Annotated in this window: 28 protein-coding genes; 21 read left to right on the top strand and 7 right to left on the bottom strand. The window is 62.7% G+C overall.

All coding sequences use genetic code 11. The annotated features are described in order from the left end of the window. Positions 1 to 102 precede the first annotated feature (102 nt). The 6 genes from KRX12_RS10340 to KRX12_RS10365 form a co-directional block, all read right to left on the bottom strand. The gene (locus KRX12_RS10340) at positions 103 to 1,272 is read right to left on the bottom strand and encodes an 8-amino-7-oxononanoate synthase (protein WP_218364493.1); all 1,170 of its coding nucleotides are present in this window, start codon (positions 1,270 to 1,272) and stop codon (positions 103 to 105) included. Beyond that, a complete protein-coding gene (locus tag KRX12_RS10345; RefSeq protein ID WP_218366577.1) occupies positions 1,269 to 1,973 on the bottom strand; it encodes a 6-carboxyhexanoate--CoA ligase in 705 nt (234 codons plus the stop codon). The genes KRX12_RS10340 and KRX12_RS10345 overlap by 4 nt, the downstream gene beginning before the upstream one ends. Before the next feature lie 97 nt (positions 1,974 to 2,070). After that, a complete protein-coding gene (locus tag KRX12_RS10350; RefSeq protein WP_218364488.1) occupies positions 2,071 to 3,297 on the bottom strand; it encodes an RtcB family protein in 1,227 nt (408 codons plus the stop codon). A gap of 463 nt (positions 3,298 to 3,760) precedes the next feature. Next, entirely contained in the window at positions 3,761 to 4,534 is a 774-nt protein-coding gene (locus KRX12_RS10355; protein ID WP_218366578.1) for an ABC transporter permease, read from the bottom strand. After that, positions 4,524 to 5,324 carry an ABC transporter permease gene (locus KRX12_RS10360; RefSeq protein ID WP_218364484.1) on the bottom strand — a complete coding sequence of 267 codons (801 nt, stop codon included), beginning with the start codon at positions 5,322 to 5,324 and terminating at the stop codon, positions 4,524 to 4,526. Before KRX12_RS10360 ends, KRX12_RS10355 begins: the two co-directional genes overlap by 11 nt. Continuing rightward, the gene (locus KRX12_RS10365) at positions 5,321 to 6,364 is read right to left on the bottom strand and encodes an ATP-binding cassette domain-containing protein (RefSeq protein WP_370625583.1); all 1,044 of its coding nucleotides are present in this window, start codon (positions 6,362 to 6,364) and stop codon (positions 5,321 to 5,323) included. The genes KRX12_RS10360 and KRX12_RS10365 overlap by 4 nt, the downstream gene beginning before the upstream one ends. A gap of 394 nt (positions 6,365 to 6,758) precedes the next feature. Here KRX12_RS10365 and KRX12_RS10370 point away from each other — a divergent pair, with 394 nt between their 5' ends. The 20 genes from KRX12_RS10370 to rplQ all read left to right on the top strand — a co-directional run bounded on the left by KRX12_RS10370 (position 6,759) and on the right by rplQ (position 21,057). Then, positions 6,759 to 7,757: a substrate-binding domain-containing protein gene (locus tag KRX12_RS10370; RefSeq protein WP_218364876.1), complete on the top strand. Its 999-nt coding sequence runs from the start codon at positions 6,759 to 6,761 to the stop codon at positions 7,755 to 7,757. Positions 7,758 to 7,792: 35 nt separating this feature from the next. Next, a complete protein-coding gene (locus KRX12_RS10375) occupies positions 7,793 to 8,794 on the top strand; it encodes an ABC transporter permease (protein WP_218364877.1) in 1,002 nt (333 codons plus the stop codon). A 3-nt stretch (positions 8,795 to 8,797) separates the two neighbouring features. Further along, positions 8,798 to 9,559, top strand: coding sequence for an ATP-binding cassette domain-containing protein (locus KRX12_RS10380; protein WP_218366580.1), 762 nt, complete (start codon positions 8,798 to 8,800; stop codon positions 9,557 to 9,559). 303 nt (positions 9,560 to 9,862) lie between these two features. After that, positions 9,863 to 10,261: a 30S ribosomal protein S8 gene (gene rpsH / locus KRX12_RS10385; RefSeq protein WP_151528927.1), complete on the top strand. Its 399-nt coding sequence runs from the start codon at positions 9,863 to 9,865 to the stop codon at positions 10,259 to 10,261. Positions 10,262 to 10,279: 18 nt separating this feature from the next. Continuing rightward, positions 10,280 to 10,816 (top strand): 50S ribosomal protein L6, encoded by a 537-nt coding sequence (gene rplF, locus KRX12_RS10390; protein ID WP_218364480.1) that lies wholly within the window; start codon positions 10,280 to 10,282, stop codon positions 10,814 to 10,816. After that, on the top strand, positions 10,816 to 11,217 hold the full coding sequence (gene rplR, locus KRX12_RS10395) for a 50S ribosomal protein L18 (RefSeq protein ID WP_151528925.1): 402 nt from the start codon (positions 10,816 to 10,818) through the stop codon (positions 11,215 to 11,217). The genes rplF and rplR overlap by 1 nt, the downstream gene beginning before the upstream one ends. A gap of 40 nt (positions 11,218 to 11,257) precedes the next feature. Continuing rightward, positions 11,258 to 11,884 carry a 30S ribosomal protein S5 gene (gene rpsE / locus KRX12_RS10400; protein ID WP_151528924.1) on the top strand — a complete coding sequence of 209 codons (627 nt, stop codon included), beginning with the start codon at positions 11,258 to 11,260 and terminating at the stop codon, positions 11,882 to 11,884. 3 nt (positions 11,885 to 11,887) lie between these two features. Then, a complete protein-coding gene (gene rpmD / locus KRX12_RS10405) occupies positions 11,888 to 12,073 on the top strand; it encodes a 50S ribosomal protein L30 (protein WP_151528923.1) in 186 nt (61 codons plus the stop codon). Positions 12,074 to 12,080: 7 nt separating this feature from the next. Beyond that, positions 12,081 to 12,530, top strand: a complete 450-nt coding sequence (gene rplO / locus KRX12_RS10410; protein ID WP_151528922.1) for a 50S ribosomal protein L15 — start codon at positions 12,081 to 12,083, stop codon at positions 12,528 to 12,530. A gap of 366 nt (positions 12,531 to 12,896) precedes the next feature. After that, the gene (gene secY, locus KRX12_RS10415) at positions 12,897 to 14,219 is read left to right on the top strand and encodes a preprotein translocase subunit SecY (protein ID WP_151528921.1); all 1,323 of its coding nucleotides are present in this window, start codon (positions 12,897 to 12,899) and stop codon (positions 14,217 to 14,219) included. Further along, the gene (locus KRX12_RS10420; protein ID WP_151528920.1) at positions 14,219 to 14,764 is read left to right on the top strand and encodes an adenylate kinase; all 546 of its coding nucleotides are present in this window, start codon (positions 14,219 to 14,221) and stop codon (positions 14,762 to 14,764) included. Before secY ends, KRX12_RS10420 begins: the two co-directional genes overlap by 1 nt. A 97-nt stretch (positions 14,765 to 14,861) precedes the next feature. Then, complete coding sequence (gene map / locus KRX12_RS10425; RefSeq protein ID WP_218366581.1) at positions 14,862 to 15,671, top strand: type I methionyl aminopeptidase; 810 nt, start codon at positions 14,862 to 14,864, stop codon at positions 15,669 to 15,671. A gap of 149 nt (positions 15,672 to 15,820) precedes the next feature. Then, positions 15,821 to 16,660: a L,D-transpeptidase gene (locus tag KRX12_RS10970; RefSeq protein WP_218366582.1), complete on the top strand. Its 840-nt coding sequence runs from the start codon at positions 15,821 to 15,823 to the stop codon at positions 16,658 to 16,660. A gap of 81 nt (positions 16,661 to 16,741) precedes the next feature. Further along, a complete protein-coding gene (locus KRX12_RS10435; RefSeq protein WP_218366583.1) occupies positions 16,742 to 17,233 on the top strand; it encodes a GNAT family N-acetyltransferase in 492 nt (163 codons plus the stop codon). 157 nt (positions 17,234 to 17,390) lie between these two features. Then, a complete protein-coding gene (gene infA, locus KRX12_RS10440; protein ID WP_012359610.1) occupies positions 17,391 to 17,609 on the top strand; it encodes a translation initiation factor IF-1 in 219 nt (72 codons plus the stop codon). A 252-nt stretch (positions 17,610 to 17,861) separates the two neighbouring features. Continuing rightward, positions 17,862 to 18,230 (top strand): 30S ribosomal protein S13, encoded by a 369-nt coding sequence (rpsM, locus tag KRX12_RS10445; protein WP_018018724.1) that lies wholly within the window; start codon positions 17,862 to 17,864, stop codon positions 18,228 to 18,230. Beyond that, positions 18,230 to 18,634: a 30S ribosomal protein S11 gene (gene rpsK, locus KRX12_RS10450; RefSeq protein WP_018018725.1), complete on the top strand. Its 405-nt coding sequence runs from the start codon at positions 18,230 to 18,232 to the stop codon at positions 18,632 to 18,634. Before rpsM ends, rpsK begins: the two co-directional genes overlap by 1 nt. 28 nt (positions 18,635 to 18,662) lie before the next feature. Beyond that, positions 18,663 to 19,268 carry a 30S ribosomal protein S4 gene (gene rpsD / locus KRX12_RS10455; protein WP_151528916.1) on the top strand — a complete coding sequence of 202 codons (606 nt, stop codon included), beginning with the start codon at positions 18,663 to 18,665 and terminating at the stop codon, positions 19,266 to 19,268. Between the two features lie 177 nt (positions 19,269 to 19,445). Beyond that, a complete protein-coding gene (locus tag KRX12_RS10460; protein ID WP_218364474.1) occupies positions 19,446 to 20,471 on the top strand; it encodes a DNA-directed RNA polymerase subunit alpha in 1,026 nt (341 codons plus the stop codon). A 94-nt stretch (positions 20,472 to 20,565) separates the two neighbouring features. Then, positions 20,566 to 21,057: a 50S ribosomal protein L17 gene (gene rplQ, locus KRX12_RS10465; RefSeq protein WP_151528914.1), complete on the top strand. Its 492-nt coding sequence runs from the start codon at positions 20,566 to 20,568 to the stop codon at positions 21,055 to 21,057. Positions 21,058 to 21,188: 131 nt separating this feature from the next. Here the strand turns inward: rplQ and KRX12_RS10470 are convergent, their stop codons facing one another. Next, positions 21,189 to 21,950 carry a siderophore-interacting protein gene (locus KRX12_RS10470; RefSeq protein ID WP_218366584.1) on the bottom strand — a complete coding sequence of 254 codons (762 nt, stop codon included), beginning with the start codon at positions 21,948 to 21,950 and terminating at the stop codon, positions 21,189 to 21,191. A 195-nt stretch (positions 21,951 to 22,145) separates the two neighbouring features. On the opposite strand from KRX12_RS10470, the gene KRX12_RS10475 reads away from it, so the two are divergent. Further along, positions 22,146 to 23,042, top strand: coding sequence for a DUF998 domain-containing protein (locus KRX12_RS10475; RefSeq protein WP_218366585.1), 897 nt, complete (start codon positions 22,146 to 22,148; stop codon positions 23,040 to 23,042). Positions 23,043 to 23,050: the final 8 nt, after the last annotated feature.

Genomic DNA, 23,050 nt, shown 5'->3' on the forward strand with positions numbered 1-23,050 from the left:
TCCCTCACTCGGGGCTACGCCGAGGCGCGCCGGAATCGCTGCATAGCCCGCCTTCACCACCGCGTATCCGGCTGCGGCATGGGGCTCGCGCGCGGCGGGTATCTAGACGCCGCGCACCTCAGCGAGGGCGGCGAGAAGGGCGTCGATATCCTCATGTTCCATCGTCGCCTGCACCGTGAGGCGGAGCATGGCGGCGCCGCGGGCCACGGTGGGGTAGCGAATGGCATTGCAGAAAATCTGGCGTTGTTTCAGCGCCTCGCTGACAGCCATGGCCTCGCGCTCATCCCCGATCACCACCGGCACGATGGGCGAGATCCCGGGGCTGGGCAGCCCCTGTTCGGCCAGGCCCGCGCGCAGATAAGCAATATTGTCGTGCAAGCGCTGCTGGTGCTCCGGCTCCTGCGTGAGGATCTCCAGGGCGGTGCGGGCGGCGGCCACCGTGGCCGGCGGGGAGGACGTGGAAAACACGAAGCTGCGGGCCCGGTTGCGCAGCAGGGTGGCGGTGTCTTCATCGCAGAGCACATAACCGCCGGAACAGCCCAGCGCCTTGGAGGCGGTACCGATGAGCACATCGGGGCGAGAGATACCGTCGAGGCTACCCCGGCCGTGTTCGCCGAGGGCGCCCACACCGTGGGCATCGTCCACGAGTAGCCACATGCCGCGGCTGAGCGCGATCTCCTCCAAGCGGGCGTGATCGGCGACCGCGCCGGACATGGAGAACACCCCATCGGAGACAATGAGCCCGAAGGTGGTGGGGCAGGTGGCAGTCAGCTCGGAGAGCGCGTCATAGTCGGCGTGCGGGAAGACAGTCACCCGGCAGCCGGCGGTGTGCCGCGCCATGCGGATGCCGTCGATAAGGCTGGCGTGATTGAGCGCATCCGAGAAGATCGTTAATTCACTGCCGGCAAGCTGAGCCAACGTGGCGATGGTGGAGAGATTGGCCTGGTAGCCGCTGCCGAACCACACTGCGTCCTCATAGCCGAAATGCTCGGCCAGCTCCCGTTCGAGGGCGCCGTGCATGGTGGTGCCGGTGGTCAGGCGCGAGCCGCCCGAGCCGGTGCCATAGTGCTCAATGGCGGTGGTGGCTGCCTCGCGCATGCGCGGGTGAGTGGAGAGCCCCAGATAGTCCGAGCTGGAGAACTGGAGATAGTACTCGCCGTCGATCGTGCCGCGCGGCTGCTGCGAGCCGTCGAAGGTGTGAATCTGGCGTGCCAGGCCCTCGGCGGACCACACCTGATTGGCGGCGCGGGAGTGGTGGGAGAGTGTGCTCATAATTCAACTAATACTGGGATGTTCTCAAGATAGTTAATTGTCGCCGCGAGATCCGCGTCCGTACCCCTATATATAAGGACGCGGGTACCACGTGTGCTGCCCTGCTCTTTCATGTTCAACAGGCGCCGGTAGTGGCCCGCGGTGGCGATATAGCCGGTGGTGTAGTCGGGGTCATCAGACATGCACAGCTCCGCCACAATGCCGGGTGCGCTCAGGGCTTTGGAGGCGAGGGTGAGTGCCTCGCGATAGTGTTCTTTCTCCGCAGACATCGAGCTGGCGGTGGCATCGAAGGTGGATACTCGCACCCCGCGCTGGGGATCGGGTTCGCGCCGGGCGCCGGTGGCGGCATCGGCGATCATCGCCCCGCGCAGCCCCGAGACCTCGCGCAATAGCCGCACGAAGGGGTCGGCATCCGCCACGCCCACCTCGCTGAGAACCTCGGCGATCACCGCGTCGGCCGCGGCCGGGGAGTCAGTGGGCACCGTGCTGGTTTCGAGCGCGGGCACGGTGACGATCTGCTCCTCTGCTACCGCCGTGGCGTGCAGCGAGATCTCCGCAGCCTGCCCCTTGGGGTGGGTCAGTGCGCGCGTGACGAGGATCTCTGCCATCTCCGCGAGCTGCTCCTTCGGCAGGATGCGCTCAGCTCCCGAAATGTGCTGGCCGTGCGCACTGGCGTGCATTTTGATGCTGTAATAACCCACGTGTGGTGACTATACCGGCGATGATTGAACAGCGTTAAGGGCGGCGCGGCGCGATGCTGTGCGTGCCGCGCCGCCCGGGGCGCTTCTCGCTGCGGCGCTAGGTGCCCTTGATGTTGAGCACCTGGCGCAGGGTGTGTCGGATGTGGACCAACTCGGCGGAGTCGGCCATCACCGCGTCGATGTCCTTATAGGCATCGGGAATCTCGTCCACCCAGGCATCGCCGTGGCGGTAGACGATCCCGCCCATGCGCTGGTCCAGATCCTCGACGGTGAAGCGCCGGCGCGCTTCGCTGCGAGAGAAGCGACGTCCCGCCCCGTGGGGTGCGGACCGCAGCGCTACTGCATTGCCCTTTCCCTCCACGACATAGCTGGCCGTGCCCATCGAGCCCGGGATGAGGGCGAGACTGCCCGCATCGGCGCGGATGGCGCCCTTGCGGGTGAGCCACACGGTGCGCCCGAAGTGCTCCTCCTTCTCGGTGTAGTTGTGGTGGCAGTTAATGCGCTCCTCCTCCACCACCGCGGCACCGAGGAACTCCCCGAGGCAGCGGGCAAAGCGATCCATCATTTCTTCGCGGTTGAGATAGGCGAAGCGCTGCGCCCAGGTGAGATCCTTGATGTAGCGATCGAACTCGGGCGTGCCATCGACCAGATAGGCCACATCCTTATTGGGCAGCGGAATCCACCAGCGGTCCATGAGCTGCTGGGCGATACGGATGTGCATGCGGGCGATCTGGTTGCCCACACCCCGCGAGCCGGAGTGCAGAAACATCCACACCCGCTCCTCCTCGTCGAGGCAGAGCTCGATGAAGTGGTTTCCGCCGCCGAGCGAGCCGAGCTGCTGCCGCCACTGCGGGGAGTGGCTCAGATCTACATCGTCGGCCTCGGCGAGCTCGTTGAGTTCGCGGCAGCGAGCGTCGGCGCTGTCCGCAAGCTGCCAGTCGTTGTAGTTTCCCGGCGAGAGGGGAATGGCGGCCTCGACGGCGTCGCGCAGCTGCTCGAGGTTGCGGCCGGCAAGATCGGCGGCACTGAACTGGGTGCGCACGCCGATCATGCCGCAGCCAATATCCACGCCCACGGCTGCGGGGATGACGGCGTCGATCGTGCCGAATACGCATCCCACAGAGGAGCCGAGTCCGATGTGGGCATCTGGCATGAGTGCCACGTGCGGGTGCACGAAGGGCATCGCGGCCAGCTGCTGGGCCTGGAGCAGAACCCCGTCCTCGATCTCTGAGGCGAAGTTCTTCACGATGGGGGAGTGCGGCTGCAGCGAACGGATCTCGGGATCTCTTCTGCGGCGGCCGCGTCGTCTGCGCTGTGGTGACATAGGTGCTCTCCTTCGATGAGCTAAGTGAGTATCGGTGGGTGGTGACCACACCGCTGTCTCGGTCCTGTGCCGCAGTAGCAGGGCCGCTTATCGACGCCACCTCGCCTGCTCGTCTCGCGCAGCGGCAGCAGAGACGATGCTGGGGAGGAGGTAGACGGGGAGCGGAAAGAAGAAACCGCGGGGAGGAGACAGTCGGTGTGTGCTGTCTGCCGTACCCTGCGGCGGAATGTCGATCTAGATAATCGAGCTCTGAATCCGCGTGAGAACAAGGTACGGCGACAGCTTCTGCTTCACCTGTTGTTGGTCAAACATAGGGGCCGTCGCTCCTTCCTAGTGCGGATAAAAATAGTGTGTCCTGCGTGTCCCGCTAGCGCCTCGGGCGGAGAAGAACACGCGCTCTTTCACTTCTAGCAGGTCGTCCCACCCAAGGCAATGGTGATATGAGACACAGTGGAGGCCGCATTTAGCTCAGCTGCGTCTGGGCGCGGGAGTAGGTGCGGCTCGCGCCGATGAGGAAGATCACCCCGGCGCCGACCGCCCACGCGAGAGCAATGAGCAGGTGATTGCCAGGATCGCTCTCAGCGCTGAGGGCAGTGACCCCCTCCACGAGATGCGTGATGGGGTTATGCCGCACGAAGGGTTGTACGGGCTCGACAAAGCTGTCTGTTCCCACCACTCCAGCCGAGAGGAAGAGCAGCGTCATCAGCAGTGGGGTGACCATCATCAGCGATTCCGGATTGGTGGTGGAATACGCCATCCACGTGGCCATGAGCGCCGACACCAGCGAGGAGATCACGATTGCCAGCAGCACAACGGTGATGGTCGCCGCGCCGTGGAAACGCGCCCCAGCAGCCACGCCCACTATGAGCGTCGCCAATGCTGCGGAGAGGAAGCGAATCGCATAATAGAGGGTCTCGCCGCACACCAAGGGGACGGTGCCGCCCGGGCTAACGGCGATGCGGGCAGTGAATCCGGAGGTGCGCTCGCGGACGGTTTCGGAGGCGCAGTAGGTGGAGTTCATCCACTGGGCACCGAGCACCATGAGCAGGCACACCGCCGCGAGATCGGGGCTGGTGCGGCCTTGGGAGGCGGCGATGAGATCACCAAAGAGAATGCGCATGATCAGAAACATCACCACGGGGGTGAGCAGTGTTGCGGACATGCTGGCGCGATCTCTGATGGTGCGCAGAATACGGCGTCGCGTATGCAGCATGAGAGACGTGAGCTTAAGAGACATGGCCCCTCCTGAGCGCAGTACTAAATCCCCAGAATCCGGCCGCGCTGAGCACGATCAGCCACACTGCGGCCTCCACCCCGGTGGAGCCCAGTGGTTCGGCCGCGGCGAGTGCGCGCAAGGAATCCAAGATGGGAGAGAGCGGAATATGGGCGACTACCGTCCCCACATGCCCCGGCAGGGCGTCCGCAGGGACGAAGGCGGTGGATAGCAAGAGTATCGCGATGGTGAGCCCTTGGAAGGTGAGCGCGGTGGACACCGGATGGGCGGTGATGAGCACCAGCCCGTCGATCGCCGCGGAGAGCACCACAGTAATGAGGGCGAGGGCGAGCAGGAAGAGCGCGGCGGCACCGATGCCGCCGTGAAAGCGCGCCCCAAGCAGAAATGCGAGCGCCAACGGTATCGCCCCAGACCAGGTCATGCGGGTGAGATCGGCCAAGAGCCGGCCGGCCACAATCGACCAGGAAGGCACAGGCATGCTGAGCAGGCGAGAGTAGAAACCATCTTCCTTATCCTCGGCGACGGCTAGGCAGGAGCCACCGGCGGTGAAAATGATCGCCTGGGTGACGGCGGACGGAAGGATGAAGTCGGCATAGCTATCCATAAAGTGCTCCGCGGAGCGAGCAAAGGACGCATAGAACGCGAGCATAAATATCGACGGAATCATGATGCTGGAGATCATCGCCGCCTGATTGCGCAGCAATCGCAGCATGTCTCGTTTCCAGATGCTGGCGATCGCCCCGAAGGGCCGTGGAGTCGCCTCGAGGGGATGGTGGATGCGAGTGGAGCTCATGGCCGCCCCCGCCGGTCGCTGCCCGTATTCGCAGGCTGCTCGCTGCTGGAGGAGGACGTGATGTGCTGTCCGGCCACATCGCCGCTATCGGCAATGGCGGCGTAGACATCATCGAGCGAGGGCGGGGTGAGCGCCACGTCCACGATGCTGCTGTCCTCGCCCTCCCAGAGACCGAGCAGGTGAACGAGATCGCGGTGCCCACGGGGTGCTTCAGTCCGCACGCAGGTGTGTTCCACTTGGGCGGATAGCCCGGCCTTGTGGGCCTGCATGCAGAGCTTCTCGGCGTGGGCGGCGCTATCCATGCTCACCTCGCAGATGAGCATGCCATAACGGCTCTTAAGCTCGGTGGGAGTGCCCTCATCAATCACCACGCCGTCGGCAAGCACCGCGATACGATCCGCGAGACTATCGGCCTCGTCGAGATATTGCGTGGTGAGCAAAATGGAGGTGCCCTCATTGCTGAGCCGGGTGATGAGTTCCCACACATGGGCCCGCGCCGTCGGGTCGAGGCCGGTGGTCGGCTCATCCAGGAAGAGCAGCGTGGGCGGGACGGCGAGAGAGATGGCGATGTCCAGCCGGCGGCGCATACCGCCGGAATAATCCGCCACCCGGCGATCGGCGGCGGCGTCCAGCTGGAACTCGCTGAGCAGCTCGGTGGTGCGGGCGGTGGCGGCGCTGCGAGACAGTCCCGCGAGCCGGGCGAAGTAGATGAGGTTTTCCGCTCCGGTGAGCCGCTCATCCACCGTGGCGAACTGCCCCGTCATGCTGATGTGACGCCGCACCTCGGCGGGCTGGGTCGTGACATCGAGGCCCGCCACCCGCGCCGTGCCGGAGGATGCGGGAAGGAGAGTGGACAGCACATTGATGAGAGTGGTCTTACCGGCGCCATTGGCACCTAAGACCGCAACAATCTCCCCAGACGCTATGTGCAGGTTCACGCCTTTGAGTACGGGGACGCGCTTTTTCGCCGAGCCTCGCTCGCAGCGAAGGTCTGTGACCTCAAGGGCGAGCTGAGAGTCGTGGGAGCGGGGATCAGGCACAAGTACCACCTCACTGAACTAGGAAAAGTATTCATACGCACCTAATTTCAAGGTTAGGCTACGCTAATACTTAGGGCTAGGGATGTGGCCGTGGAGACACGGGGAATGCCCCTCTTCTGGTGTATGGCGCGGCGGCAGGGTGGCAGCAGATGCGCGGCCCGCGAGCTCCGGGGCGGGGTGTGAGGGTGTGCTCGCGGGTGGAGTTTGCTCGCAGGGCAGTGCGCTAAAAGGCCAGAACAGCCATTCTTAATCGTTCAAGAAATAGCGTATGAGCTGGGCAAACGCATTTGACAGCGGGGAGGGCGCTTCCGTTGAATCAATAGTTATGCTAGGTCTTTCCCACCGTGTGTCCGTGCCTTTCTCGCGGCACGCCACCTCCCCCGCCACTATTCTCATGGCCCTCCTCGGGGTGCTGGCGCTGCTGCTGAGCGCCTGTTCCTCCACCGGCGGCGCCCCGCGTCCCAGCGACTCCGGCGGTGGCACGGGCGGCGGCCCCGGCTTCGGCGGGGCCGATACCGATCGCGCGGTGGTGGCGATGGTCAGCCACGGCGCGCCGGGCGATACCTTCTGGGATCTGGTGCGCAAGGGCGCGGAGGATGCGGCCAAGAAGAGCAATATTGAGCTGCGCTACTCCTCCGATCCGCAGGCGCCCAATCAGGCGAACCTAGTGAAGTCGGCGGTGGATGCCGGGGTAGACGGCATTGCTGTCACCCTGCCGAATGCGCAGGCGATCGGCCCCGCCGCCCAGAACGCCGTGGATGCCGGCATTCCCGTCGTGGGACTCAACGCCGGCATGAACGAGTATCAGAACTACGGTCTGAGCGGCTTCTTCGGCCAGGATGAATCCGTGGCCGGCGAGCTCGCCGGCGAGCGCCTCGCCGCAGATAATGCATCGAATGTGCTCTGTGTGATCCACGAGCAGGGCAATTCCTCCCAAGAGGCGCGCTGCGAGGGAGTGAAGAAGGGCCTCGAGAAGGCCGGTGCCGGCGGTTCGGTGGAGATTCTCTATGTCAATGGCATGGACCTCACCTCCGTCACCTCTACTCTGCAGGCGAAACTCACGGAGGATCCGAGTATCGATTGGGTGATGGGGCTGGTGGCCCCAGTCGCGCTGGCCGCCGTGAAATCCAAGGAGCAGGCCGGTTCCGAGGCCACGATCTCTACCTTCGACACCAACGCGGAACTGGTGAGCGCCATCACCGCTGGGGACATCGAGTGGGCAGTGGACCAGCAGCCCTATCTGCAGGGCTATCTGGCCGTGGATTCGCTGTGGCTGAATATGCGCAATGGCACCACCGTGGGCGGTGGCCGGCCGGTTTATACCGGCCCCTCCTTCGTGGATGCCAGCAATGTTGATGCCATCGCCGCAGCGGCAAAGGCGGGCCTGCGATGAGCGACACCGCCGCGGCGAGCGCCGCCGATGAACGCATGCTGCAGCGCTCCTTCTTTCAGAAACTCATTCGCCGCCCCGAGCTAGCGAGCCTGCTCGGCGCCATCGTGATTTTCACGCTCTTCATGATCGTGGCCCCACCCTTCCGCTCTTTTGAGTCGCTGGCCACGGTGCTCTATGCATCGTCCACGATGGGCATCATGGCCCTGGCGGTGGGCATGCTCATGATTGGCGATGAATTCGACCTCTCCTCCGGTGTCGCCGTGACGACCGCAGCCTTGGCCGCCACGATGCTCAATTACAATCTGCACCTGAACTCCTGGGTGGGGGCGGGCATTGCGCTGCTGATTGCGCTGGCCATCGGCGCGCTCAACGGCTATCTCACGACCACCACCGGCATCCCCTCCTTTCTCATCACGCTGAGCGCCTTCCTCATGCTGCAGGGGCTGAACTTGGCCATCACCAAGCTCGTCACCGGCGCGGTGGCCACCCCCACCATCGCGGATATGGAGGGTTTCTACTCCGCGAACATGGTGTTTGCCTCCAATGTCAATGTCGCTGGGGTGCAGGTACGGGTGACGGTGTTCTGGTGGATCGGCTTCGTGGCGCTGGCGTCGATCCTGCTGTTTAAAACCAAGTTTGGTAACTGGATCTTCGCCGTCGGCGGCAACCAAGACGCCGCCCATGCCGTGGGCGTGCCGGTGCGCCGCACCAAGATCATCCTGTTCATGTTCGTTGGTTTCGCCGCATGGTTTGTGGGCATGCACAATCTCTTCGCCTTCGACTCCATCCAGGCGGGCCAGGGCGTGGGCAATGAGTTCCTCTATATTATTGCGGCCGTTATCGGCGGCTGCGCGATGAATGGCGGCAAAGGCACCGCCGTGGGCACCGCTATCGGCGCCCTGATTTTCGGCATGACCAACCAAGGCATCGTCTACGCCGGGTGGAACCCGGACTGGTTCAAGTTCTTCCTCGGCGCCATGCTGCTGTTCGCCGTGATGACGAACCTCGGCGTCGCGAAATACACGGAAAAGAAATAGCCCATGGACCCGATCATTGAGCTGCACGACGTCAGCAAAAAATACGGCGCCTTCGACGCGCTTCGCTCGATCAATCTGCAGGTGGTGCCCGGCGAGGTCACCTGCGTGCTGGGCGATAATGGCGCCGGCAAATCCACGCTGATCAAAATTCTGGCCGGCCTGCATCCCCACACCTCGGGCACGATGCTTGTCGACGCCACCCCGACGCATTTCACCTCCCCGGCCGATGCTCTCGCAGCCGGTATCGCCACCGTGTACCAGGACTTGGCCGTGGTGGGCCAGATGAGTGTGTGGCGCAACTTCTTCCTCGGCCAGGAAATCAGCAATCGCTGGGGGTTGATCAATGAGGGGAAGATGAAGCGCATCGCCGCCACGGAGCTGGAACGCATGGGCATTGTCATCCCCGATATCGACGCGCCCGTCTCCTCGCTGTCCGGCGGCCAGCGCCAAGTGGTGGCCATCGCTCGGGCCATCTACTTTGGCGCCCGCGTAGTGATTTTGGATGAGCCCACCGCCGCGTTGGGCGTAAAACAGTCCGGCATGGTGCTGAAGTTCATTGCCAAGGCCCGGGAGCAGGGCACCGCCGTCATCTTCATCACCCACAATCCCAAGCATGCGCTGCTGGTGGGAGATAGGTTTGTGGTGCTCACCCTCGGCAAGCAGACGCTGCAGGCGCGGCGCGAGGACGTGGATGTCGACACCCTCACCCTGGAGATGTCCGGCGGCGGGGAACTCGACGCCCTGCAACACGAGCTCCAGCGCTAGATGCACTACCCCGACCGAGAGCGGTGACGTGCTGAAACGTCTTGACCCGCAGGCTGGGGGTGTGTATCATTTCATTCTTGGACTCGCGAGATCCCGCGAGATCCTTTTATTTTGTACGTTCCTACTTTGTTGTAGGCCTTATATTCGCCCCATAACGTCCAGCGTTCGTGAGCGCAAGGCAGCGAGCTTTCCCACTATTGAGTGCGTGGAAGCGCCAGAGTCGCCGGCTCCCTAGTGACAGCTGACAACGGTTCTTGGGTGAATTAGGAACCGCAACGAGAAAGGTATCAAGGTCTAAGTCTTATGACCATGACTGATCCCATTGCAGACATGCTGTCTCGCATTCGTAACGCTAATCACGCGTACCACGAGACCGTGTCCATGCCGTCTTCCAAGCTGAAGGCGAACATCGCGGGCATCCTCAAGCAAGAGGGTTATATCAAGGATTACAAGGTGGAGGACGCCAAGGTTGGCAAGACCCTCACCCTGGATCTGAAGTATTCCTCCGCCCGTGAGCGTTCCATTTCCGGCGTTCGTCGCGTGTCCAAGCCCGGTCTGCGCGTGTACGCAAAGTCCACCAACCTGCCGCAGGTTCTCGGTGGCCTCGGTGTGGCGATTATCTCCACATCCCAGGGGCTGCTCACTGACCGCCAGGCTCACGAGAAGGGCGTAGGCGGAGAAGTCCTCGCCTACGTCTGGTAAGAGGGAGGGAATCTAAATATGTCTCGTATTGGTAAAGCTCCCATCGCCATCCCCAGCGGCGTTGACATCAAGATCGACGGCCAGCACGTTGAGGTCAAGGGCTCCAAGGGCACTCTGTCCCAGGACATCCCGGCCCCGATCACCGTTGCCGTGGAAGACAACCAGATTATTGTCTCCCGCCCCGATGATCACCGTAAGCACCGTTCCCTGCACGGTCTGTCCCGCTCTCTCGTGAACAACATGGTTGTGGGCGTGACCGAGGGCTACACCATCAAGATGGAAATCTTCGGTGTTGGTTACCGTGTGCAGGCCAAGGGCCAGAACCTCGAGTTCTCTCTCGGCTACAGCCACCCCGTGCTGGTTGAGGCCCCCGAGGGCATCACCTTCGCGGTCGATGGCAACACCAAGCTTTCGATCTCCGGTATCAACAAGCAGCAGGTCGGCCAGGTCGCCGCTAACATCCGTCGTCTGCGTAAGGATGACCCCTACAAGGGTAAGGGCATCCGCTACGAGGGTGAGCAGGTCCGCCGCAAGCTCGGAAAGACAGGTAAGTAATGAGCAACACTGCAGAGAACAAGCGCGTTCCTGTCGGCAAGGACATCTCTACCCGTCGTCGTCAGGCTCGTGCCCGTCGTCACTTCCGTCTGCGCAAGAAGCTGCGCGGTACCCCCGAGGCACCGCGTCTCGTCGTCCACCGTTCCTCCCGTCACATGCACGTTCAGGTCATCGACGACCTGGCCGGCCACACCCTGGCCGCTGCATCCTCGATGGATCAGTCCATCCGCGAGATGGAGGGCGACAAGAAGGCCAAGGCCACCGCTGTGGGCAAGCTCGTCGCCGAGCGCGCCAAGGCTGCCGGCATTGAGAAGGTTGTCTTCGACCGTGGTGGCTACCAGTTCCACGGCCGCGTTGCGGCTTTGGCCGATGGCGCTCGTGAAGGTGGTCTGAACTTCTAATGATCACCGCAGATAAGTTCAACAACGGAAGGATCGCGTAATGCCAGGACGTGAACGGCGCGACGGCGGACGCACCGCCGACGAGAACCAGAAGAACAACCGCAACGACCGCCGCGGTGGTCGTCGCAATGACCGCAACCAGCAGGACGAGCGCTCGCAGTACTTGGAGCGCGTTGTCACCATCAACCGCGTGTCCAAGGTCCAGAAGGGTGGTCGTCGCTTCAGCTTCACCGCTCTCGTGATCGTCGGCGACGGCCAGGGCATGGTCGGCGTTGGCTACGGCAAGGCCAAGGAAGTTCCCGCCGCTATCCAGAAGGGTGCCGAGGAAGCTCGTAAGAACTTCTTCCGCGTCCCGATGATTGCCGGCACCATCACCCACCCGGTTCAGGGTGAGGCCGCAGGAGGCGTCGTTATGCTTCGCCCCGCTGCCCCCGGTACCGGTGTGATCGCTGGTGGCGCTGCCCGCCCGGTGCTGGAGTGCGCTGGCGTGCAGGACATCCTGTCCAAGTCTCTCGGCTCGGACAACGCCATCAACGTTGTCCACGCCACCGTGGATGCCCTCAAGCAGCTCGTGCGCCCCGAAGAGGTCGCTGCCCGCCGCGGCAAGAGCATCGAAGAGGTCACCCCGGCCCGTATGCTGCGCGCACGCGCAGGTCAGGAGGCTTAAATCATGGCCCTCAAGATCACCATGACCAAAAGCACCGTCGGTGCTAAGAAGAATCAGCGTGACACGCTGCGCAGCCTCGGCCTGAAGCGCCCGAACAATGTTGTTGTTCGCCCGGACACCCCGATCGTTCGTGGCTACATCAACACCGTTCGCCACATGGTCGAGGTCGAAGAAGTAGCAGGGGAGTAGATAACTCATGAGCGAACCTATTAAGCTCCACGATCTGCGCCCGGCGAAGGGCGCGAAGAAGGCCAAGACCCGCGTGGGTCGCGGTAATGCCTCCAAGGGCACCACCGCTGGCCGCGGTACCAAGGGCACCAAGGCTCGTAAGCAGGTGCCAGCAGGTTTCGAGGGTGGCCAGATGCCCATCCACATGCGCCTGCCGAAGCTCAAGGGCTTCAAGGCCCGCAACAAGGTCATCTTCCAGGTGGTCAACGTTGCAGACATCGAGAAGGCTTTCCCGCAGGGCGGCGACGTCACCGTTGCCGATCTCGTGGAAGCCGGCCTGGTGCGCAAGAACCAGCCCGTTAAGGTGCTCGGCAACGGCGAGATCTCTGTGAAGGTCAACGTGACCGCCCAGAAGTTCTCCGGTTCCGCCAAGGAAAAGATCGAGGCCGCCGGCGGCTCTGTCGCCGAGGCTCAGTAGCACCCCTCAGTCCCGCGCCGTGCGCGGGGCGTGAAGAGTGTGGAAGCCGCCAGTCCCAGCAGTAGCTGAGGCTGGCGGCTTTGTTATCTCCCATACGATGGCCGAGCGAGGGCTGCGTCGATAAGCGCGCGGCCCTGCTGAGCGGGGATTCCCCCTCAAGGTTAGGGTGTGGTGAGTACGCAATATCGGTGCCGGCGAGCATTGCTGGTAAAGTGGCACCGTTGTTAACTCTTGATCTCAGGCACGCGAGCTTGGTGCGTGCGCTGATTCGTCCAGTTAGGTATTTGTTACTACGTCCCTGATGTCCTCGATCGGGCGCGGCATAGCCGCCGCAGATCGAGCTAGGGGTGTACAGGAGGATTATTAGTGTCCGCCATTGTCTCGGCCTTCAAGGACGCTGATCTGCGAAAGAAGATTCTGTTCACGCTCGCGATGGTCGTGCTGTACCGCATCGGTGCACAGATCCCCTCGCCCGGCGTGGACTATCGCGAGATCAGCGCACGGCTGCATGAGATCGCCTCGGAAAACTCCGGCGTGTACTCGCTGATTAACCTGTTTTCCGGCGGTGCGCTGCTGCAGCTCTCGGTGTTCGCCATCGGCATCATGCCCTACATTACGGCGTCGATTATCGTGCAGCTGCTCACAGTGGTGATCCCGCGATTCGAGGAGCTCAAAAAGGAAGGCCAATCAGGCCAATCCACGATGATGCAGTACACCCGCTACCTCACGGTGGCGTTGGCGCTGCTGCAATCCGCCGGCATCGTGGCGCTCGCCGATCGCGAGCAGCTACTGGGCCAAGGCCAGCGCGTGCTGGTGGAAGATTCGAATATCTTCACCCTGCTCATGCTGGTTGTGGTGATGACCTCCGGTGCGGTGCTGGTGATGTGGCTCGGCGAGCTCATCACCGAACGCGGCATCGGCAATGGTATGTCGCTGCTGATCTTCGCCGGTATCGCCACGCGTCTGCCCACCGACGGCATGAACATCCTGCAATCCTCCGGTGGGGTGGTCTTCGGTGTCGTGCTCGCCGCGGTGATCCTGCTGGTGATCGGCGTGGTCTTCATCGAGCAGGGCCAGCGCCGCATCCCGGTGCAGTACGCCAAGCGCATGGTGGGCCGCCGCCAATACGGTGGCACCTCCACCTACCTGCCGCTCAAGGTGAACCAGGGTGGCGTGATCCCGGTGATCTTCGCCTCCTCGCTGATTTACATGCCGGTGCTGATCACCCAGATCGTGAACTCCAATAACCCCACGCCGCCGGATAACTGGTGGATGCGCAATGTGATCGCGCACCTGCAGACCCCCTCCTCCTGGCAGTACATCGTGCTCTACTTTGTGCTCATCGTGTTCTTCTCTTACTTCTACGTCTCGGTGCAGTACGACCCCTACGAGCAGGCCGAGAACATGAAGAAGTACGGCGGCTTCGTGCCGGGCATTCGCCCCGGGCGTCCCACCGCCCAGTACTTGGGCTATGTGATGAATCGACTGCTCTTCGTGGGTGCGGCCTATCTGGGCATCATCGCCGTGTTGCCGAACATCATGCTGGACCTCGGAGTTGGTAACATAGACGCAGGTGCAACTCCCTTTGGTGGTACCGCACTTCTGATTCTTGTCTCGGTGGCTCTGACCACCGTCAAGCAGATTGAGAGTCAGCTCCTGCAAAGCAACTATGAAGGATTCTTGAAGTAATGCGACTCGTTCTCCTAGGCCCTCCCGGTGCAGGCAAGGGCACCCAAGCTGCGATTCTCTCCGAGAAGCTGGGTGTTCCGCACATCTCCACCGGTGATCTATTCCGAGCAAATATTGGCGAAGGAACCCCGCTGGGCGTAGAGGCGAAAAGCTATATCGACGCCGGCAAGCTCGTCCCCACCGAGGTGACCGCCCGCATGGTGGAATCCCGCCTCGCCGAGGACGACGCCAGCGAGGGCTTCCTGCTGGACGGCTTCCCCCGCACTACCGAGCAGGCCGACCTGCTGGCTGAGATGCTGCAGAAGCAGGGCGTGGATGTCGACGGCGTGCTGAACTTCCAGGTATCCGAGGACGTCGTGGTCGAGCGCATGCTCGCCCGCGGTCGCGCCGACGATAACGAGGAGACCATCCGCACCCGCATGGAGGTCTACCGCGAGCAGACCGCTCCCGTGATCGACTACTACGGCGACAGCGTCTACACCGTCGAAGCTGAAGGCAGCATCGAAGAGATCAACGAGCGCGCCATGAGCGCCCTCGGAAAATAAGTTTGTCTCTCGCCTCCGCCGGCCTCCTCTCCTCGAGAGGATGGTCGGCGTTGTGCTGTGCCGACCCCTAACCAAGAACCAAAGGAGAACGCCGCCCATGGCGCGTCGCAAGAACAACCGAAAGATTCCCGCCAAAACCCCCGAGCAGCTAGAGAAGATGGCGGCCGCAGGCGCTATCGTCGGCCACGCCCTGCACGAGGTGCGCGCCGCCGCCCGCGAGGGCATGAGCACGCTCGAGCTCGACCGCATCGCCGAGACCGTCATCCGCGATCACGGCGCCACCCCCACCTTCCTCGGCTACGAGGGCTTCCCGGCATCCATCTGCGCCTCCGTCAACGACGCCATTGTGCACGGCATCCCCAACGCGGAGACCATCCTGCAGCCCGGCGATCTCGTCTCCATCGACTGCGGCGCGACCTATAACGGCTGGGTCGGCGACTCCGCCCTCAGCTTCGGCATCGGGGAGCTTGACGACGCCACCTCCGCGCTCAACGAGGCCACGGCATGGGTGCTACGCCAGGGCATCGAGGCCATGGTGCCGGGCAATCGGCTCACCGATATCTCCCACGCCCTCGAGATGGCCACCCGCGCGGCCGAGAAGAAATTCAATGTGGAGCTGTTCATCGTGGATGGCTACGGCGGCCACGGAATCGGGCGCACCATGCACGAGGATCCCTTCCTTGCCAATGAGGGTCGGGGCAATAGGGGGCCGCTGATCCAGGAGGGCTCCGTGCTGGCGATCGAACCCATGCTTGCTGGCGGCACTGCCTATTCGGAGGTGCTGGAGGATAACTGGACGGTGGTCACCGAGGACGGCTCGCCCGCCGCCCACTGGGAGCATACTGTTGCCGCCACCGCCGCGGGGCCGCGCATTCTTACCACGCGCCCGGAGGGGGACTTCTCCTAAGGCGTGTCCCCTTGACTGCACTGCACGATAAGGGGATAAGATTCCACAAATATGGCCCAACCTGAGTGTAATCAGATAGGGTGGGCTTGAAATACACATCGCGGCACCCATCGGAGGTGTCGCTTGAAGAAAAGGACGTCTACATTCCTATGGGCTCTCGTCACTCCTCGGGCCGCGGTGTTGGTGCTCGACTCGTGCGCGGCGCTACCGCCGTCTGTGCCACCCTCGCTGTTGCTCTCCCGCTGGCTCCGGCCGCGCAGGCACAGCTTCCCTTCGGCCTCGACAACATGGTGCCGGACTTCGGCTCCTCCCAGTTCCAGCTGCCGGGTCTCGATGACTTCACCATCCCCACCCAGTCCGATTTCCAGGCCCAGGGCGAGGCCCAGGCATGGCGCACCCGCGGTGATCTGCACCGCAGCGCCGATCAGCTGCTGCCGGCACCGCTGGCACAGCAGGCCAAGGACGCCGTAGACCGCACCCTCGAGGCCGTCTATCCGGGCATCATCGCCCGTCACTCCGGCCCGCGCCCCGCCCCGAACCCGGCCCCCGCTCCGGCCCCGCAGCCCGCTCCGGCGCCGAGCCCGCGCCCCACTCCCAGCCCGTGCCCGAAGGAGGCACGTGCCTGCGTGGACGCTGATAAGCAGGTGGCATGGCTGCAAGACGGCAAGGGTCACCGCGTCAGCGACGTCATTCGCATCTCCACCGGCGCCGATGGCTATGACACCCCGCCCGGCCGCCATTATGTGAACCGCAAGGTCAAGGACGAGGTCTCGCGCGAGTTCTTCAACGCTCCCATGCCGAACTCCGTGTACTTCACCTACAACGGCATCGCCTTCCACGGCGGTGACCCCGAGGTGCTCTCCCACGGTTGCGTGCACGTGCCGATGCGCGAGTCCGAGCGGTTCTACAACCACCTCAACATCAACGATCTCGTCTACGTGTGGGGCGATGTGGACTACGGCGTTCCCAACGGTCCCGTACGTCGATAAGCGTCCTTTGACGCGCGGCGGGGCCAGCGCTCCGGCGCTGCTGGCATCATAGTGTGGCCTAGATCGCTACACTGGATAGTTATGCAGGACTATACGATCCGCCCCGCCCGTGACACAGACATCCCTGAGATCCTCGATCTCATCCACTGCCTCGCTGAACACGAGGGTGCTCCCAATGGCGTACGTGCCAACGAGGAGCGTCTCGAACAGCACCTCTTTAGCCCGTACCCTTTGGCGCGGGTGACTGTGCTTCAGGAAGACGGCGCCGAGCGGCTCGCCGGCTTCGCCCTGTGGTTCTATAAATTCTCCACTTGGGAATCCACGCCCGTCATTCACATGGAAGATCTCTATGTGCGCGAAGAGCACCGCGGCAAGGGCTATGGCCAAGCGCTGCTGAGCTCGCTGGCCGCCGAATGCGTGGACCGCGGCTATGCCCGCATGGAGTGGAATGTCTCCAAAGACAATGACAATGGCCGCGCCTTCTACACCAGGATGGGCGGCGGGGCGCTGGAGGATCAAGAAATCTTCCGCCTCGAAGGCGATGCCCTCCTCCGCGCCGGCAAGAAAGACTAAAACTCGCCGGCCCCGAGCGCGTGATGGCGCCGCCATTTTGCGATTTCCAGCAGAAACGGTATGCTTGCGCTTTGGTGTGACTGCTTTGGCTGTCGCACCGATGTAGCAGACGACCATCAAACCGGCCACAGCAGTGGCTGGGGAAATGTTTGAGGATATGGCAAAAGAAGGCGCAATTGAGGTCGAGGGTCGAATTATCGAGCCTCTTCCGAACGCAATGTTTCGAGTAGAGCTGGACAACGGCCACAAGGTGCTCGCGCACATCAGTGGCAAGATGCGTCAGCACTACATCCGTATCCTGCCCGAGGACCGCGTGGTAGTGGAGCTGTCTCCCTATGACCTGTCCCGCGGCCGCATCGTCTACCGCTACAAGTAAAACTCACAGCCTCCTAACTCTACCGAGTGCCCCGAGGCGAGACGGAACCCGACGGTTATTTCACGTTGGGTTCTTGCTCATGTATGCGCCTTCGCGGCGGATGCAGCTTCGGCACTCAACCAACCTTCGGCAATCGGTGGCTGAAGCCCTACGTATCTTGGCCCACAGTCCGGCACCGCATCCGGGCGAAGCGTCAACTGGTGGGGACGAGTTGGGAGAAAACCACCGTAACAACCGGAAAGGTAATGCCTCATGGCACGTCTAGCTGGAGTTGACCTCCCGCGCAATAAGCGCATGGAGGTCGCTCTCACCTACATTTACGGCATTGGCCCGGCTCGCGCCGCCAAGCTGCTGGAAGAGACTGGCATCTCTCCCGACCTGCGTACCGACGCTCTGACCGACGAGCAGATCTCTGCTCTGCGTGACGTCATCGAGAACTCGTGGAAGGTTGAGGGTGACCTCCGCCGCCAGGTTCAGGCTGACATCCGTCGCAAGATCGAGATCGGCTGCTACCAGGGTCTGCGCCACCGTCGTGGCCTGCCCGTGCGCGGTCAGCGCACCAAGACCAACGCTCGTACCCGTAAGGGCCCGAAGAAGACGATCGCAGGAAAGAAGAAGTAATGCCTCCAAAGACTCGCTCCGGCGCTCGCCGTTCTGGCCGTCGCGTCGTAAAGAAGAATGTGGCACAGGGTGCCGCTTACATTAAGTCCACCTTCAACAACACCATCGTGTCCATCACGGACCCGAATGGTGCCGTCATCTCCTGGGCCTCCTCCGGCCACGTCGGGTTCAAGGGCTCCCGTAAGTCCACCCCGTTCGCTGCGCAGATGGCTGCCGAGAACGCTGCCCGTAAGGCAATGGATCACGGCATGAAGAAGGTTGACGTCTACGTCAAGGGCCCAGGTTCGGGCCGCGAAACCGCAATCCGCTCCCTCCAGGCCGCCGGCCTTGAGGTTCTCTCGATCTCGGATGTGACTCCGCAGCCGCACAACGGTTGCCGTCCGCCGAAGCGTCGTCGCGTTTAAGAATTCGGGAAAGGAAGGTTAGAAACTCATGGCTCGTTATACCGGCCCAGCAACCCGTAAGTCCCGCCGTCTCCGCGTCGACCTCGTCGGTGGAGATATGTCCTTCGAGCGTCGCCCGTACCCCCCGGGACAGGCAGGCCGCGCTCGCATCAAGGAGTCCGAGTACCTCCTGCAGCTGCAGGAGAAGCAGAAGGCTCGTTTCACCTACGGCGTCATGGAGAAGCAGTTCCGCCGCTACTACGCAGAGGCGAACCGTCAGCCCGGCAAGACCGGCGACAACCTGCTCATCCTGCTCGAGTCCCGTCTCGACAACGTTGTCTACCGTGCCGGCCTCGCCCGCACGCGTCGTCAGGCTCGTCAGCTTGTCTCCCACGGTCACTTCACCGTGAACGGCAAGAACATCAACGTTCCGTCTTTCCAGGTTTCTCAGTACGACATCATCGATGTCCGTGAGAAGTCCCGCAAGATGGTCTGGTTCGACGAGGCCCAGGACAACCAGGTGGACGCCGTCGTTCCGGCATGGCTGCAGGTCGTGCCCTCCACCCTGCGCATCCTCGTGCACCAGTTGCCCGAGCGCGCCCAGATCGACATTCCGCTGCAGGAGCAGCTCATCGTCGAGCTTTACTCGAAGTAATAGCAGCCACTCGCTGGCCCATAGCGGCCGGCGGGGCGCCATTACCGAAGAGGAATCTTCACGTGCTCGTGCTGGTGCGATGCCACCCAGGTGGTTGTTGCACCGGCAGCACAACAACGTCATATGTTCCTTATCTCAGGCGTCATATAGCGGTCGCCACACAAGGAGTTCTATCCCATGCTCATTTCGCAACGCCCTACCCTCACCGAGGAGTTCGTGGAACAGGCTCGTTCACGCTTCGTGATCGAACCGCTGGAGCCCGGCTTCGGCTACACCCTCGGTAACTCGCTGCGTCGCACCCTGCTGTCGTCCATCCCGGGCGCGGCCGTGACCAGCATCAAGATCGACGGTGTGCTCCACGAGTTCACCACCATCTCGGGTGTGAAGGAAGATGTCTCCGACATCATCCTCAACATCAAGGGCCTCGTGCTGTCCTCCGACTCCGACGAGCCGGTTGTGATGTATCTGTCCAAGGAAGGCGAAGGCGAGGTCACCGCAGCTGATATTCAGCCGCCGGCTGGCGTGGAGATCCACAACCCGGATCTGCATATCGCCTCGCTGAATGAGCAGGGTCGTCTGGACATCGAAATGGTGGTGGAGCGCGGCCGCGGCTACGTTCCCGCCACCATGTACAACGGCAGCAAGGAAATCGGCCGCATCCCCGTGGACCAGATTTACTCGCCGGTGCTCAAGGTGAGCTACAAGGTTGAGGCAACGCGTGTTGCGCAGCGCACCGACTTTGACAAGCTCATCATCGATGTGGAGACCAAGAACTCCATCACCGCCCGCGACGCTCTTGCCTCCGCCGGCAAGACCCTGGTGGAGCTGTTCGGTCTCGCCCGCGAGCTGAACACCGCCGCCGAGGGCATCGAGATCGGCCCCTCCCCGCAGGAGACCGAGAACATCGCCGCCTACAGCGTGGCCATCGAGGATCTGAACTTCTCCGTTCGCTCCTACAACTGCCTGAAGCGCCAGGACATCCACACCGTCGGTGAGCTCGCAGAGTGCACCGAGTCGGATCTGCTGGATATCCGCAACTTCGGTCAGAAGTCCATCAACGAGGTCAAGGTGAAGCTCGCAGGGCTGGGCCTGACCCTCAAGGACGCACCGGAGGACTTCGATCCCACCCAAATCGAGGGCTACGACGCCGAGACCGGCGACTTCGTGGACACTGACGCCTCCGACGCTGAAGATTCCGAGTAAGACATATCCGGGCGAAACCGCCGCCCACCAGCGCTAAACGGCTGGGCCCGCGGCGGGAATAAGCTCACAACATTCCTATACGAGGAGAACCATTATGCCTACCCCGAAGAAGGGTGCCCGTCTGGGCGGCTCGGCTTCTCACCAGAAGAAGATTCTGGCGAACCTGGCAGCCCAGCTGTTCATGAACGAGCAGATCGTTACCACCCACGCCAAGGCCAAGCTGCTGCGCCCCTACGCGGAGAAGCTCATCACCAAGGCCAAGAAGGGCACCGTCGCGGATCGCCGCAACGTTGCTAAGCACATCCAGGACAAGGATGTCATCTTCCACCTCTTCCACGAGCTGGCTCCCCAGTTCGAGGGTCGCGAGGGCGGCTACACCCGCATCATCAAGCTGGAGAACCGTCGCGGCGACAACGCCCCGATGTCCCAGATCTCGCTGGTGCTCGAGCCCACCGTCTCCACCGAGGCAGAGCGCGCCACCCGCGCCGCAGCCTCCAAGAAGGCTGAAGAGGCTCAGGCTGAGGAGACCGAGGTCGAGGAGACCGAGGCCGCTGAGACCACCGAGTCCACCGAGGACAAGGCTTAAGCGCTTCCGCTAAGCCCGACACTCGTCGGATTCAGATAGAAACACCGCAGGGATTTCCCTGCGGTGTTCGTCTTTTCCTAGGCCCGGCCGCACTGGCTCGGCTGTGTCAGCCGCGGTAGCGGTACGGGCGCCTAGTCTTCAGAGCGGGAGACGTCCCGGCTCGTACCCATCGCCTTGCCGGCAATCCAATACGCGTGGTTGTGCATGTCGGCTTTTTTCATGCCCACGTTTTTCAGCAGGTAGCGTCGCGTAGCGAGCAGCACCTTCGTTTCGCAAATAAGGTGCGGATACCAGCCCTCCCAGTCGAAGCCGCGGGCCTTTTCCAGCAGTGCCTCGCTGGTGGGAGCCACCCATTCCACCGAGATATTCTCATGCTCCATGATGGGGATGTCATGATCGGTTGCGTGCCAATCAAGCATCCACACCTGCACAGGGAAGCGGGGCGCTAAGTCCGCGGCAAGGGCGTTGACATAGGGGATACCTGCGGCATCGGCAATGAAGACGAAGCCATCGGGGTCTGCACCCTCCACGTGAAAGGGGCTGGAGCCATAGTAGGCGGCGTCGAATGTATCGCCCTCTGTAGCGGTCTGGGCCCACGCACACGCGGGCCCGGCAGGTTCGTGGAGCAGGAAGTAGAGGGTGAACTCCCCGGTGTCATAGTCGATATCGGTTAGGGTGTAGCCGCGCATCACTTCTTTAGCTGGGTTGTTCAGCTCTGGGAACCAGCAGCGCAGGTACTCGCCCTCGGCGGGCCGGTGGGCGCGAATGAACTCGGGCGAGCTGATGCGCAGCGCCTTCATGGTGTCGGTGTGCATCCACACCCGCTCGACCCTGCACTGCAGATCCTCCGCCCGCAGCAGCTTCATGATCGTGCCGTATATTCCCTTGCCCATGCTGCACTGTCCTTTACGCGTTCGTGGCTCGTCATGGCGTGTTAGTCACGTCGATGCTATCGGAGACAAGAATATATAGGCAAGGCGGCCCTAAGTATCTAGGCGGCGCAGGGCAGTGGTGGTGCCCGCACGCGTGCTCGAGGTTTCTTCCTCGTGGTCGCTAGTCGGTCGCAGTTGATCGGTTAGGGTAGAGGCGTGAATGAAACCAGCGGCGCCCCGCAGTCCCCGCAGCCACCCGAGAAGGGTTCTCGTGCTGCGGATATGTCGAACGCCGCTACCTCCAGCACCACGCCGAGCGCCACCCCGAGCGCCACGTCGAGTAGTGCGGCCACGGGCAAGGAGCAGCGTCCGCGCCCCCGCTATGAGGATCGGCCTTCCAATGCCGCGATGCAGTGGTCGCGCATCCGCACGATCGGCTGGATGATCTTCCTCGGGCCGCTCCTGATTTTCCTGGCCCGCCTCTATGCCGCGCGGGTCTATCTGGGCGATTTCAATATCGAGACCAACCGTGTCGATGATCTCGGTGCCCGCACCTGCGGCTCCTTGCCCATGGAGATCCCCGCGGTGGAGATCTGCTCCCCGGGATTCTTCGTGTTTAACGGGGCGCTCCTCGCCACCGGGGTGTTGATGCTCACCGCCTCATTGATGTGCGAGCAGCTCCGCATGGGTATTACCCGCCTCCACCCGCTCTTAGATGCCCGCGTGACCCGGCTGATCGGCGTGTGGGGTGTGGGCGTGGGCTTGGCAGGGCTGGCGCCTCTCGATATCACCCGGTGGGTGCATGAGGCCATGCTGGGGCTGATCTACATTTCCGCGTGGTCTACCTTGGTGGTCACGTTTATCGTGATCGTCGGCGCCCGTGCCGCGCACGGGGTGAAGGCTGCCGGCTGGGCGTTCATCATCACCACCGCGCTCATACTCTTTTTCTCCGTTGTCTCCGCGATGATGTTCCTCGTGGCGGTCACCGGCGCCTCGGGCGGTATCTTCCAGCGCATCTCGCTCGATACCCTCGGGCTGTGGCTGCAGTTTTATGGTTTGACGGTGGTGCTCACCGGCTCTAAGCGTTTCACCAAGTATTTTATGAACAACTAAACGGCCGC

This window comes from Corynebacterium sp. TAE3-ERU2 (assembly GCF_019209955.1).
GTDB classification, from domain to species: domain Bacteria; phylum Actinomycetota; class Actinomycetes; order Mycobacteriales; family Mycobacteriaceae; genus Corynebacterium; species Corynebacterium megadyptis.

Bases quoted from the DNA above. Each gene is read 5' to 3' on its own strand.
- rplF (WP_218364480.1), top strand. From the start codon at position 10,280: ATGTCTCGTATTGGTAAAGCTCCCATCGCCATCCCCAGCGGCGTTGAC.
- rpsD (WP_151528916.1), top strand. From the start codon at position 18,663: ATGGCTCGTTATACCGGCCCAGCAACCCGTAAGTCCCGCCGTCTCCGC.
- KRX12_RS10340 (WP_218364493.1), bottom strand. From the start codon at position 1,272: ATGAGCACACTCTCCCACCACTCCCGCGCCGCCAATCAGGTGTGGTCC.
- KRX12_RS10420 (WP_151528920.1), top strand. From the start codon at position 14,219: ATGCGACTCGTTCTCCTAGGCCCTCCCGGTGCAGGCAAGGGCACCCAA.
- KRX12_RS10460 (WP_218364474.1), top strand. From the start codon at position 19,446: ATGCTCATTTCGCAACGCCCTACCCTCACCGAGGAGTTCGTGGAACAG.
- rplR (WP_151528925.1), top strand. From the start codon at position 10,816: ATGAGCAACACTGCAGAGAACAAGCGCGTTCCTGTCGGCAAGGACATC.
- KRX12_RS10470 (WP_218366584.1), bottom strand. From the start codon at position 21,950: ATGGGCAAGGGAATATACGGCACGATCATGAAGCTGCTGCGGGCGGAG.
- KRX12_RS10360 (WP_218364484.1), bottom strand. From the start codon at position 5,324: ATGAGCTCCACTCGCATCCACCATCCCCTCGAGGCGACTCCACGGCCC.
- KRX12_RS10380 (WP_218366580.1), top strand. From the start codon at position 8,798: ATGGACCCGATCATTGAGCTGCACGACGTCAGCAAAAAATACGGCGCC.
- KRX12_RS10355 (WP_218366578.1), bottom strand. From the start codon at position 4,534: ATGTCTCTTAAGCTCACGTCTCTCATGCTGCATACGCGACGCCGTATT.
- rpsE (WP_151528924.1), top strand. From the start codon at position 11,258: ATGCCAGGACGTGAACGGCGCGACGGCGGACGCACCGCCGACGAGAAC.
- rpmD (WP_151528923.1), top strand. From the start codon at position 11,888: ATGGCCCTCAAGATCACCATGACCAAAAGCACCGTCGGTGCTAAGAAG.
- KRX12_RS10370 (WP_218364876.1), top strand. From the start codon at position 6,759: ATGGCCCTCCTCGGGGTGCTGGCGCTGCTGCTGAGCGCCTGTTCCTCC.
- KRX12_RS10435 (WP_218366583.1), top strand. From the start codon at position 16,742: ATGCAGGACTATACGATCCGCCCCGCCCGTGACACAGACATCCCTGAG.
- KRX12_RS10350 (WP_218364488.1), bottom strand. From the start codon at position 3,297: ATGTCACCACAGCGCAGACGACGCGGCCGCCGCAGAAGAGATCCCGAG.
- map (WP_218366581.1), top strand. From the start codon at position 14,862: ATGGCGCGTCGCAAGAACAACCGAAAGATTCCCGCCAAAACCCCCGAG.
- KRX12_RS10970 (WP_218366582.1), top strand. From the start codon at position 15,821: ATGGGCTCTCGTCACTCCTCGGGCCGCGGTGTTGGTGCTCGACTCGTG.
- rpsK (WP_018018725.1), top strand. From the start codon at position 18,230: ATGCCTCCAAAGACTCGCTCCGGCGCTCGCCGTTCTGGCCGTCGCGTC.
- rplO (WP_151528922.1), top strand. From the start codon at position 12,081: ATGAGCGAACCTATTAAGCTCCACGATCTGCGCCCGGCGAAGGGCGCG.
- rpsH (WP_151528927.1), top strand. From the start codon at position 9,863: ATGACCATGACTGATCCCATTGCAGACATGCTGTCTCGCATTCGTAAC.
- infA (WP_012359610.1), top strand. From the start codon at position 17,391: ATGGCAAAAGAAGGCGCAATTGAGGTCGAGGGTCGAATTATCGAGCCT.
- rplQ (WP_151528914.1), top strand. From the start codon at position 20,566: ATGCCTACCCCGAAGAAGGGTGCCCGTCTGGGCGGCTCGGCTTCTCAC.
- rpsM (WP_018018724.1), top strand. From the start codon at position 17,862: ATGGCACGTCTAGCTGGAGTTGACCTCCCGCGCAATAAGCGCATGGAG.
- KRX12_RS10375 (WP_218364877.1), top strand. From the start codon at position 7,793: ATGCTGCAGCGCTCCTTCTTTCAGAAACTCATTCGCCGCCCCGAGCTA.